General features: G+C 58.5%; 12 protein-coding genes. 7 read left to right on the forward strand and 5 right to left on the reverse strand.

The window, feature by feature from the left end; genetic code table 11:
* Positions 1-147: 147 nt before the first annotated feature.
* Complete coding sequence (locus tag QBK88_RS30245; RefSeq protein ID WP_277964969.1) at positions 148-603, reverse strand: hypothetical protein; 456 nt, start codon at positions 601-603, stop codon at positions 148-150.
* Between the two features lie 98 nt (positions 604-701).
* Between QBK88_RS30245 and QBK88_RS30250 the strand changes: the two genes are divergently transcribed.
* Positions 702-1,367: a BON domain-containing protein gene (locus QBK88_RS30250; protein WP_277964970.1), complete on the forward strand. Its 666-nt coding sequence runs from the start codon at positions 702-704 to the stop codon at positions 1,365-1,367.
* Between the two features lies 1 nt (position 1,368).
* On the opposite strand, the gene QBK88_RS30255 is transcribed toward QBK88_RS30250, so the two are convergent.
* The 4 genes from QBK88_RS30255 to QBK88_RS30270 form a co-directional block, all read right to left on the reverse strand.
* Positions 1,369-2,769: a diguanylate cyclase domain-containing protein gene (locus QBK88_RS30255; RefSeq protein WP_277964971.1), complete on the reverse strand. Its 1,401-nt coding sequence runs from the start codon at positions 2,767-2,769 to the stop codon at positions 1,369-1,371.
* Positions 2,766-4,223, reverse strand: a complete 1,458-nt coding sequence (locus QBK88_RS30260) for an ATPase domain-containing protein (protein WP_277964972.1) — start codon at positions 4,221-4,223, stop codon at positions 2,766-2,768. The genes QBK88_RS30255 and QBK88_RS30260 overlap by 4 nt, the downstream gene beginning before the upstream one ends.
* Complete coding sequence (locus tag QBK88_RS30265; RefSeq protein ID WP_277964973.1) at positions 4,220-4,645, reverse strand: hypothetical protein; 426 nt, start codon at positions 4,643-4,645, stop codon at positions 4,220-4,222. The genes QBK88_RS30260 and QBK88_RS30265 overlap by 4 nt, the downstream gene beginning before the upstream one ends.
* A 216-nt stretch (positions 4,646-4,861) precedes the next feature.
* Complete coding sequence (locus QBK88_RS30270; RefSeq protein ID WP_277964974.1) at positions 4,862-6,643, reverse strand: response regulator; 1,782 nt, start codon at positions 6,641-6,643, stop codon at positions 4,862-4,864.
* A gap of 187 nt (positions 6,644-6,830) precedes the next feature.
* Here QBK88_RS30270 and QBK88_RS30275 point away from each other — a divergent pair, with 187 nt between their 5' ends.
* The 6 genes from QBK88_RS30275 to QBK88_RS30300 all read left to right on the forward strand — a co-directional run bounded on the left by QBK88_RS30275 (position 6,831) and on the right by QBK88_RS30300 (position 10,402).
* The gene (locus QBK88_RS30275) at positions 6,831-7,487 is read left to right on the forward strand and encodes a BON domain-containing protein (RefSeq protein WP_277964975.1); all 657 of its coding nucleotides are present in this window, start codon (positions 6,831-6,833) and stop codon (positions 7,485-7,487) included.
* A 48-nt stretch (positions 7,488-7,535) separates the two neighbouring features.
* Positions 7,536-7,787 carry an Lpp/OprI family alanine-zipper lipoprotein gene (locus QBK88_RS30280; protein WP_277964976.1) on the forward strand — a complete coding sequence of 84 codons (252 nt, stop codon included), beginning with the start codon at positions 7,536-7,538 and terminating at the stop codon, positions 7,785-7,787.
* A 54-nt stretch (positions 7,788-7,841) separates the two neighbouring features.
* On the forward strand, positions 7,842-8,105 hold the full coding sequence (locus QBK88_RS30285) for a hypothetical protein (RefSeq protein WP_277964977.1): 264 nt from the start codon (positions 7,842-7,844) through the stop codon (positions 8,103-8,105).
* A 41-nt stretch (positions 8,106-8,146) separates the two neighbouring features.
* The gene (locus QBK88_RS30290; RefSeq protein ID WP_277964978.1) at positions 8,147-9,172 is read left to right on the forward strand and encodes a zinc-dependent alcohol dehydrogenase family protein; all 1,026 of its coding nucleotides are present in this window, start codon (positions 8,147-8,149) and stop codon (positions 9,170-9,172) included.
* Positions 9,173-9,240: 68 nt separating this feature from the next.
* The gene (locus QBK88_RS30295; RefSeq protein ID WP_277964979.1) at positions 9,241-9,894 is read left to right on the forward strand and encodes a BON domain-containing protein; all 654 of its coding nucleotides are present in this window, start codon (positions 9,241-9,243) and stop codon (positions 9,892-9,894) included.
* A gap of 25 nt (positions 9,895-9,919) precedes the next feature.
* Positions 9,920-10,402, forward strand: a complete 483-nt coding sequence (locus tag QBK88_RS30300) for a hypothetical protein (RefSeq protein WP_277964980.1) — start codon at positions 9,920-9,922, stop codon at positions 10,400-10,402.
* Positions 10,403-10,616: the final 214 nt, after the last annotated feature.

A 10,616-nucleotide genomic window follows, 5' to 3' on the forward strand; every position in this document is an offset into this window, starting at 1 on the left:
TTTACTCTACGAGTCGGGTGGGGAAGCGGCCAATGCATATGACGTCTGGCGGGGGATTCGAAGAAGGCATGACGTTTTTTGATGGATAAGTCAGATAGCGGTGCCCCAGCAGGTAAAACAGGTGCTGGAGCCCGCATCAGTCGGGTATCAGTCGAAACTTAGCTCCTGCGTCTTGATATGGTTTGCGATCGCGCCCGAAATGGCGTTGAAGATTGCCGTTTCATTTTTAGCGTAGACCTGCATATCCAGATCCAGGGTGATGGCTGCGCTGTGGATCAATACTCCCTCATGGTGGTAGTTGATAAATAACGAGTGCCAGTCAGTGAATTCGACATCCAACACCAGATAGACGACGGTTACCGACGCCATTCCTTGATCGTTCTTGATCGGCCCAAACGCAACCGTTGTACGACCGTCCTTGGTGCTGGCCTTGTTCCACCAGAATGTCATGAAATCATGGGTTCCAGCATCGCTGGGATCCTTGGACAGAAGGGTGGCAAGCTGCTTGAAACTTTCAAGTTCGGTCGCTCCCAGATAGGTGCCGACGACGGTGGTCAGCAAGCTGCCAATGTCCACATCGCCCGACGAAACGTCCTGCCGCACTTGACCGCCATTGGCCGTAGGTATTTTCCGAGCCTTATGGGGCTGGCCGTATCGTCTTAATGTGCTGTATGTACCCTTGCATGTGGGAGGTGAGCGCCATGAAAACGGATGCAGAATTGAAAAGCGACATCATTGCCGAGTTGAGTTGGGAGTCCTCGATCAATGCAGATCGCATCACGGTAAACGTTGTCGGCGGTGTGGTCACCTTGGAGGGCGAGGTGTACCACTATGCAGATAAATGGCACGCGGAGACGGCCGCAAGCCATGTCTCGGGTGTGCTTTCGCTGGTAGACCACCTTCAAGTCAAACTCGCATTCTCAAGCCAGCGCAAGGATGGCGATATCGAACAGGCGGCCAGGGCTGCGATGGCAGAAAAGGACTACTTGGCCGACCATGCGGTTGACGTCAGTGTCGATAACGGCTGGCTGGTGTTGAGCGGCGAACTTGAGCACGAATACCAGAAGCAATCAGCAACTTATGCGGTGCGTTATCTCACTGGGATCAAAGGCATCAGCAACGAAATCGTGGTGCGGCCAGCCTTATCGGTCCGCGGCGTTCAGGCCGATATAGAAAAGTCTCTCAAGCGTCGGGCAATCGAAGATGCCCATGAGATCAGTGTCACCGTGGACGGCATGAACGTGACACTCGCCGGTACCGTGGCGACATGGCCGGAACGGGCGCTGGCTCAGTCATCGGCCTGGCATACGCACGGGGTTCAGCATGTGGTGAATAACATCATCGTCGTGCCCCCGACGTCCGCTTAAGCTAAGCCACAGGGGCAGCCAGCGGTAGCAAAACAAGGAAACAGCTGCCTTGACCCGGCCCGGCGCTGCTGGCTTTTACGCTGCCACCGTGTGCGTCGACCACTTCCCGTACCACCGTCAAGCCTATGCCGAGTCCGGTGTTGCAGCCATCAAGTGCCGTTTGGTCCTGCATGAACGGCTCGAAGATCCTCGGCAACGCCGCCGCCGAGATCCCTTTGCCGTCATCGGATACCACGATGCGTGCGTTGCCGGCTGCCGTCGTCAATGACAGGCCAATGGTACCGGCTACCGGGGTGAATTTAGAGGCGTTTCCCAACAGGTTGTACAGCATCTGCGTCAGCCGGAAGGGGTCGCCGTCAATGAACACGGCAATGGCGCTCAACTGTAGTTCCAGGGCCTGACCTTTCGCTTTTATCGTTGGCGCCCACGCCTCGATGACGTGCTGGATGAGTTGCGATAAATCGAGCGTTTCCTGGACCAGGTACATCTTCCCATTGACCGCGAGCGTCACGTCGATCAAATCATCGACCAGCCTTTTCACGTGTTCGATCTGCCGTTCGATAATGCCCCCTACCTCAGGCAGCGCATCCTGGCTGGCATACGCTAGCGTTTCGGCGATCAGGCTGAGCGGCATCAGGGGGTGGCGTAGCTCATGCGCCACTTTGGCCAGGGTGAGCCTTTCCTGGCGCAGCGATTCTCCAATTCGCCACTCCGATTGCTGCGCACTCAGTGCCGCCAACACCAGTGCTTCATTGGCCTCGCGCATCTGGCCCAGGCGACGGGCCATGTTCCGCGAGAGCGCCGGCTGGGCAGTCTTTGACTTTTTGGCCCGGTACATCGCAGCGTCTGCCTGCTTGAGGAGAGAGGATGAGTCCGTGCCGTCCTCGGGGTAGAGGCTGATTCCTATGCTCACGCCAATGCGCAATGGCTGGCCACCGATGTACCGCTCCATTCCCAAGTGCAAGGTGATGTCCCGGGCCAACGCGACAGCGTCTTCGCGACAAGCACAAGGTCGCACCAACATGACAAATTCGTCGCCGCCGTAGCGACTGACCGTATCGCTATCGCGCAGGCACTTGGAGAGGCAGTCCGCGGTGGTATTCAGTAATTCGTCCCCAGCATGATGGCCTTCGCTGTCATTGACGAACTTTAAATCATCCAGGTCCAGAAACAGCAAGGCAAAGCCGTCACCGCCGTGCTGCGCGTGGCTGATAGCGGCCTGCAGGCGCTTGGTTAATGCGCGGCGATTGGGCAGTTGGGTCAATTCGTCAAGTTCAGCAAACCGGGTCAGTTCCCGCAACGCGGTATCAGCCGCCTGAGCCTGAAATTGGATTCGAAGCATCCCCAGCACCAGTTGTTCATTCGCCGCGAGCAATTGCGCCAGGTCGGGAAGGGGAGTCATGATAGGGTGGGAACCTTGTACGACGGGTGGCCGCCCAGCAAGCCTTCCTGATTATCGAGCCGGGCGCCCACCAGAATGCCAGCATCATTGATGTCGTAACGTCTCAGTTCGTTGGAGTGCGAACTGGCACGAACCTTTACCACCGCCATCACCCGCAACAGCCGGCTATCGACCTCGATATAGCGTTGCACGACGATCGCATCCGTCAGGAAGGCGGTGCCGTAAGGGCTGAAACGAAGGTCGGTATAGCGGTCCTCAAGCTCGCAGGTCAGCAGCACCGTGACGCCAGCCTGGTTCAGCGCACTCACCAGGCGCGACAGTGACTCGCGAAAGTCTTCCCTGAACGTGGGCGCCAAGGCCAGTTCAAAACCGGAGAGCGAGTCGATGACCACGCGTACGGCGTTGAGCCGGTGTATCTCCAGCAATAGCAAATGAACCGTTTCATCGATGGACAAGTCGGCTGCACGGCTGTCCACCAAGCCCACCTGGTCGGATTCAATCAACTGCGTCAGCGCCGGACTCTGTGAATAATTGGGGCGCTGTTCGAACACGGCGATCACGCCCTTTTCACCCTGTTGCGCTCCGAACGCCAGAAAGCTGGCCGCCAGGATGCTTTTGCCAGATCCGGATGGGCCGGCCACCAGCATCGAGTAGCCTTGGGGTAGACCGCCGCCAAGCATTTCGTCCAGGCCGCCGATACCTGTCCTCAAGCGCGGGCGAGGCGCAGACGGTTCGATCCGTGGCTGTAACAATATGGGCGCCAGGGCGAATACTGTAATGCCCTTGCGGCTGATGCGGAACGAATGCAGGCCTGGCAACGTGGCCTGGCCGCGCATTTTCATGATGTGCATTTTGCGTACCATCGAGTTGCGTTGTACGTTCTGCTCCATCCAGATCAAGCCATCGGCCACCGTGAAAATGGGATTGCCCTCGGTGTTGGAAACGTATTCGCCAATCAGAAAGGTGGTGGCCTGCCAACTGGTCATCGTCACGCCCAGTTGCTGTACAAATTGCTGCAGGCTGCTGATGTGGTTTGCCGGGGGCAGGTTCGCCAGCACCACGGAACGGAAGGAGTCGACGAATACCAATGCCGGATGATGAGTTTCCACTTCTGCCACGATGCGTCGCAGTACCTCGTCCAGGCCTCCGGCCAGCGTATCGGATGACAGGTTTATGTAGCGTACCGAGTGGTTGATGGCCTGACTGTGGAAGAACTCGAACTGCTGCTGATACCGCAGCATCTTCAGCGGTGGTTCACCCAGCACAGTGAAGTACAAGGCGCAGCGGTCGGGTGTTGCCAAGCTAAACATCATCTGATGGGCGAGGGTGGTCTTGCCACTGCCGGGTGGCCCGGCGATCAGGTTGAATGAAAGCTCCGGCAAACCACCCCCCAATACCTCGTCCAGCCCTGGCACGCCAGTGGCCAAGCGCGCGATCTCTACGTTGGTGCTCATGGCTCGCCGCTCTTGTGTTCGTTTCGCTCCAAAAAAACTACCGTACACTCGCCCACCAGCTGTTCAGTGAGCGTGGAACCGATCAGGGAAGCCAACAACGTGCAGAACGTTTTGATCACTGTTTCAGCCATCTGGCGAGCCTCGCTGGTGGTATGTTCGGCGAGCACGGTTTTGATACCGGCGATAATCGACCGTGTTTCGTCCTGGCACTGCAGCGACTCGAGACAGGGGTAAGCTGCTGCACACAGATACAGACAGCGGCGGTAGAGCGCTGCCACTGCCACCGGGCCAAGAATGGGGGCAAGGACCTTGTTCATCTCTTCTAGAACGAACGCCAGCACCACCGCCTCGTGCGCAGCGTTTTGCGTACCACTGCCCACGGCCTTGAGCACTGTTGCACTGCGCCTTTCATCACTTGCCATGAGTACTCATCGCTCATCAAAACGATCGCAGGAAGGGCTCCGGCGCAACGGGTACCACTGTTGGGCTCCGCGACCCAACGTCAGCCTGCCAGTGGGTAGGTAATAGTTCTGTCTGATAGCGCACATAACGCAGCCGAAATAGCCTCGGCGCGACTGATACTCGGTCATGAACAGTCTCGAATAGCGCGCCAATCAACGCCATGGCACCGGAAGCGGTCATGAACCTTCGTCCGCCCGCTGGTCGGCGGCCAGTGCCAGGCGGGCCAGGGCCGGGATGGAACGCGAATGCGTGCGGGCCATGATCGAGGCCCGATGGTTTTCAACGGTGCGCTGGCTGATGCCCAGGTCCACGGCAATATTTTTACTGGGGTGCCCAGCCAATACCAGGTCCATAATCTGGCGTTGGCGTACTGTCAAGGTGGCGATGTAACCGATGGCCTCCTGGCGGCTGGCCAGCATTTTGTGGGTATGGTGTGAACGCCCCACTGCGTGGCTGATACTGTCGAGAATTTCGTTACGGTCAAACGGCTTTTCGATAAAATCCCAGGCACCGGCCTTCATGGCCTCGACGGCAATCGATATGTCATGAGTGCCGCTGATGATGATGGTGGGCAACAGGTCGCCGTGGCCGCGCAAGTCGCGCAGCATGTCTATCGGGTTCATGCCCGACGGGCAGGCGTCCAACAGCAGGCAAGCATGTTCATGAGGCAAGTAGTCGATCAGAAATGCCTCGCAGCTGGGGAAGTCGCGCACTTGGTAATGTTCGGCCTGCAGAATATGCCGGACCGTGTCGCGCAATACTTCGTCGCTATTCACGATATAGACGATGCTGCTGGTTGGGTGGTTTGAAGGAGGCGCCAGTGGCTCACTGGGCACTGGGGCAAACATGGAATGGACGCGCTGTATCAACTCCTTGAGCTTGGTCGGTTTGTTCAGTTGGGAACAACCGGCCGCGGCTATGTACTCGGCGGTCTGGTGCGATACGTCTCCGGTCAGCACGATAGCAGGCACTGCCGGGTGCCATTGACTGCGCAGCGTGTCGACCAGCTGCACCCCATTCATGGCGCCCCCAATGTGATAGTCGGTCAGGACCAGGTCCGGCTTTAGCCCACTATGAGCGATCCAGCTCAATGCGGCGGCGCCATTCGGGGCCAGCGAGACTTCATAGCCCTGGTGATGCAGCAACGCCCCCAAGAGTTTCAAAAGATCGCAGTCGTCTTCCACAAGAAGGATCAGGCCACGGTGAGGGTCAAGGGCGTCGCTCGCAATCTCCAGTGAGTCGATCAGCGCATCCGAAAGCGCCTTCCCCGGGGGCGCAGGGCGCGAGCGCTGATCCTCCATGGCGCTGATGGGTGAATAGGCCGCGGGCGTGCATTGCTCGACCATTGCATTGATCATGGCAGCCATGGAGGTCAAGGTGTCACCGATATGCTCGGCCAGTTGGCGGGCCGGGGCATCATTGGCCGCCTCGCTCAAAAGCGCCTGCAGCAGTTTCAGCGTTTGCAGCGGCTGACGCAGGTCATGGCTCAAGGCCGACAGCACCTGCAGATGGCTGGTGTTACCTGACTCAACTTCCTGGCGAGCCTGAGTGAGCTCATGGGTCAAGCAGTTCAGTACTGAGCGGTCAGTAAAAGTGACCATAAGGCCAGTGCTTGAAAGCCCAGGCGTCGCACACGTGGTTATCCGCCGTTCAAAAAAAGGTGAATCGCAACGAAAGACTTCCCTTACCCGGGCGTTGCCATCACTCAGGACTGCCATCGCATCGGTCATTACCTCCTCGCCCAGCGCTAAGCCATTCAAATCGGCCAACGGTCTACCAATATCGCCGGGCAGGATGTTCATCAGGGCGGTCGTGGCAGGAGTGAAAAAGAGGATGTTGAGGTTGGCGTCCAGGAAGAGCGTGGGGGGAGCGGCCTGGGACAGCAGGGCCTGGAATTCTCGATGGAGTTGATGCCCTGCGCCCAGGATCTCAAGGGGAGGGCCGGTCGCACGACGCATGGTCATTCCCTCGGTCATAGAGCTGGTTAACACGTTAGACACGCTGGCAAGCGCCTTTGGTTCCTTTCAAGCACGCCTGCTTTGGGAATTCCGATCAAAGGGGGCGTGGGTATATTCCGACTCTGTCGAACCTTCGGGTAGGTCACTACCGTGCAGGTATTGCCAATGGTGGCATTCAGAGCGCGTGATGATGAAAACCGATAAAGCACTGAAGATCGATGTGGTCGACGAATTGACCTGGGATGCCTCGGTCGATTCCGAGCAGATAGGCGTCGAGGTCAAGAATGGGGTCGTTACGCTGAACGGCTACGTTGAGCGTTTCGTCGATAAGTGGAACGCCGAAAAGGCGGTGGAAAAAGTGGCTGGGGTTCGCGCACTGGTCATTGACATCGATGTTCATCTGCCTGGGTTGAGCGAGCGCACCGACTACGATATTGCGCTGGCTGCTGAAAATATCTTGCTGTGGTCTTCCCATATCGCCACCGAGTCCGTGAACCTGGTGGTGGAAAATGGCTGGATCACTCTGCAAGGCGAAGTAGAGCATGACTATCAGCGACGTGGCGCAGCTGCAGCGCTCAGCCACCTCGCTGGGGTGCGCGGCATACTCAATCACCTCACGGTCAAGCCAATGGTCTGTTCCGAGGACGTTCAGGCGCAAATAAAGGCCGCGCTGAAACGTCGCGGCTTTGACTCGACTGTGGATGTCACGGTCTCGGTCAATGGTGCGCAGGTGACTCTGGAAGGCCAGGTGCAGACCTGGTCAGATCGCAACCTGGCGCGCCACTCGGCCTGGAATACCGCAGGGGTAAAGCAGGTGTTCGATCATTTGACCGTAGCCGATTGATCATCGCTCAGCTCAACCCCCCTTACCCCTGTGCCGTGGAGAGCAATCATGAACACAATTGCCGTGACTACCTCGTTGGCCTTGGTGCTGGCCGTTGCGTTGACTTCGGGCTGTGACCTGCACCGCACTCAGGAATTGGATTCACGTCTGAGCAGCGCCGAGGACATGGCGGAAGGGGCCAGAGTGCGCTCCAACGAAGCCTACACGAAGGCTGAACAAGCCCTGAAGGCGGCACTGGAGGCCCAGCAATCGGCCGACGCGGCCAACAAGCGGGCCAGCCGAATGCTTGATAAAAAATGAAGCCCATTGTGCCTGACGGTAACGACGTGATGGCTGACCTCAAGGTTGAATGAGATGAGCAAAACCTCAAAACATCCCCATGACATGCTGTATGTCCATTCCGATGGTACCAAGGCGAAGATTGTTTTTCTGTGGCGCAAGCAGCATGACCTGATACCCAAGGGGCTGGACATCACGATCAAGTTTCCCAGCCGAAAACACCACCACCTCAAAATACAGTGTGATCACACGGTGTATCAAAGTCTGAGTCAAGCTCGACGCCAAGGCATGATCATTGCCGAGGGGATCGTTGATTTATTGGCTGAACCATTGGTTTGAAACCCCGCCACCCGCCGTACCGCAAGCGGGAAGGAAAACTCATGCACGCAATGGTACTGAATGCAATTGGCAGCGCGTTGCAGTGGACGCAGTTACCTGACCGCCCACCTGGCGCCGGGCAAGTTCGCATTCACGTGACGGCCTGCGGCGTATGCCGCACAGACCTGCATGTGGTAGATGGCGAGCTGTCCGCCCCTGTGATCCCGATCATTCCCGGCCACGAAGTGGTCGGTCGCATAGAGGCGATCGGGTCGGGTGTCGCAGGGTTGGCGCTTGGGGAGCGAGTTGGGCTGCCCTGGTTGGGGCATACCTGCGGGGTTTGTCCGTACTGCCTCGCTCACAGAGAGAACCTGTGTGATCGACCCTTGTTCACCGGCTACACCTGCGACGGTGGTTTTGCCACGTCAGTGATCGCCGACGCCCAGTACGTGTTTGCGCTGGGTGAGGAGGGGACGGATGCCGCCCTGGCTCCGCTACTGTGCGCCGGTCTGATTGGTGGCCGCGCCTTGATGATTGCTGGCGACGGCAGGGTACTGGGCTTGTACGGATTTGGTGCCGCCGCTCATATCGTGGCCCAAGTAGCGATTGCCCAGGGGCGCATCGTGTATGCCTTCACCCGGCCCGGGGACCTCGCTGCCCAGGCCTTTGCCCGTGAACTGGGTGCGCAATGGGCCGGTGGCTCCGATCAGCCGCCGCCGCATCCCTTGGACATTGCCATTATCTTTGCTACCGACGGCACTTTGGTTCCGCTTGTGCTCAGGGCGGTGAAAAAAGGGGGGCGAGTGGTGTGCGCGGGCATTCACATGAGCCCGATTCCGGGTTTTGCCTACGAGCTGCTATGGGGCGAGCGGCAATTGGTCTCGGTGGCGAACCTGACCCGTCAGGATGGGATCGATTTTCTGCGCCTGGCTGCCGACGTGGGTGTCGTCACACGGACCCACCTGTACCCGCTTACGCAGGCCAACCAAGCCCTTGCCGATCTGCGCGCCGGCCGGTTCGAGGGCGCCGCCGTGCTGGTTCCAGATGAGTATTTTCCGATGCTACCCATCGCTGAACAGGCCGAGTAGGTTTTCTCAGGCAACCGGCGATGGTATCGCGCGGTGTCATCTCTCCTTCACTGGCAAAGGCGTCGATCATGAAAACCGATAGACAATTGAAAGACGATATTACCTCGGAGCTTCGCTGGGAACCTTCGGTCAATGCCGAGCAGATCGGTGTCGAGGTCAAGGATGGCGTCGTGACCTTGGCGGGCCAGACAGACAGTTATGCCGAGAAATGGAATGCTGAACAGGCTGCGCAGCGCGTGTCGGGTGTCAGGGCCCTGGCGGTGACCATGGATGTCAAGTTGGCAGGGCCTCATCGGCGCAGCGATTCAGAGATCGCAGCCTCAGCCGCTGGTGCACTGCAGTGGAAGACCTACTGGGCCAATGACACCGTCAAGGTCGTGGTTGAAAACGGTTGGTTGATCCTGGCGGGCGAAGTGGAGTGGGAGTACCAGCGCCAGGAGGCAGCCAACGCCCTTCGTTACCTGACGGGGGTGAAAGGCATCAGCAACAATATCGTGATCAAGACCAAAGTCACGGTTGGCAGTGTCAAGTCAGACATAGAGGCGGCGATGAAACGTCGAGCCATTGCCGATGCGGCGACGATTCGCGTGGAGGTGCATGGTGCTGACGTGACGTTGAGCGGCACCGTCAAGAGCTGGCCTGAGCGGGAATTGGCACGGTATTCGGCCTGGAGTACCGCCGGCGTCCAGAACGTGGTGAACAACATTGTCGTTTCTTACTAGGCGGGTCACTCCCGAAGGCATGTCCATGACTACTCAAGGCTCATTCGCTTACATCTTCAACACCCATGCCGAGGCAGAAACCGCGATCCGCTCGCTTGCCACGTCCAGTTTCGATGTCAAGAAACTCTCCATCGTGGGCAAGGGATACCACAGTGAAGAGCACCCCATAGGGTTCTATTCCCTGGGCGACCGGATGAAAACCTGGGGTGGCACGGGGGCGTTCTGGGGCAGTATCTGGGGCCTGCTGGCGGCGCCTGCGGTGTTCTTCCTGCCAGGGCTCGGGGTGATCGCGCTGGCGGGGCCGTTCGTGGCGATGCTGGTGGGCGCGCTGGAAGGCGCCGCGGTAGTAGGTGGGCTATCGGCCTTGGGCGCAGCCTTCATGAGCATCGGTGCGACGAAGGACGACGTGATCAAGTACGACACAGCGCTCAAGGCCGATAAATACGTACTGATCGTACACGGCACGCCTGCTGATATTGCTCATGCGCGTTCGGTCCTTGACCGTTGACTGAGTAATTTCCGAGCCTGCCGCCTTCACGCCAGCAAGCCTAGGGTGGAGGCCTCCTGTTTGCTCCCTTACGGAGTTCGTCCCATGAAAGCGCTCGTTTATCTGGGCCCTGGCAAGAAAGCATTGCAGCAGTGCCCCCAGCCGATCCTCGCCGCCCCCACCGATGCCATCGTGAAAATGTCCAAAACGACCCTGTGCGGGACGGATCTGCACA

It is taken from the genome of Pseudomonas sp. RIT-To-2 (assembly GCF_029623465.1).
GTDB classification, from domain to species: Bacteria; Pseudomonadota; Gammaproteobacteria; order Pseudomonadales; family Pseudomonadaceae; genus Aquipseudomonas; species Aquipseudomonas silvicola.

Bases quoted from the DNA above. Each gene is read 5' to 3' on its own strand.
- QBK88_RS30300 (WP_277964980.1), top strand. From the start codon at position 9,920: ATGACTACTCAAGGCTCATTCGCTTACATCTTCAACACCCATGCCGAG.
- QBK88_RS30280 (WP_277964976.1), top strand. From the start codon at position 7,536: ATGAACACAATTGCCGTGACTACCTCGTTGGCCTTGGTGCTGGCCGTT.
- QBK88_RS30275 (WP_277964975.1), top strand. From the start codon at position 6,831: ATGATGAAAACCGATAAAGCACTGAAGATCGATGTGGTCGACGAATTG.
- QBK88_RS30290 (WP_277964978.1), top strand. From the start codon at position 8,147: ATGCACGCAATGGTACTGAATGCAATTGGCAGCGCGTTGCAGTGGACG.
- QBK88_RS30265 (WP_277964973.1), bottom strand. From the start codon at position 4,645: ATGGCAAGTGATGAAAGGCGCAGTGCAACAGTGCTCAAGGCCGTGGGC.
- QBK88_RS30255 (WP_277964971.1), bottom strand. From the start codon at position 2,769: ATGACTCCCCTTCCCGACCTGGCGCAATTGCTCGCGGCGAATGAACAA.
- QBK88_RS30260 (WP_277964972.1), bottom strand. From the start codon at position 4,223: ATGAGCACCAACGTAGAGATCGCGCGCTTGGCCACTGGCGTGCCAGGG.
- QBK88_RS30270 (WP_277964974.1), bottom strand. From the start codon at position 6,643: ATGCGTCGTGCGACCGGCCCTCCCCTTGAGATCCTGGGCGCAGGGCAT.
- QBK88_RS30285 (WP_277964977.1), top strand. From the start codon at position 7,842: ATGAGCAAAACCTCAAAACATCCCCATGACATGCTGTATGTCCATTCC.
- QBK88_RS30295 (WP_277964979.1), top strand. From the start codon at position 9,241: ATGAAAACCGATAGACAATTGAAAGACGATATTACCTCGGAGCTTCGC.
- QBK88_RS30250 (WP_277964970.1), top strand. From the start codon at position 702: ATGAAAACGGATGCAGAATTGAAAAGCGACATCATTGCCGAGTTGAGT.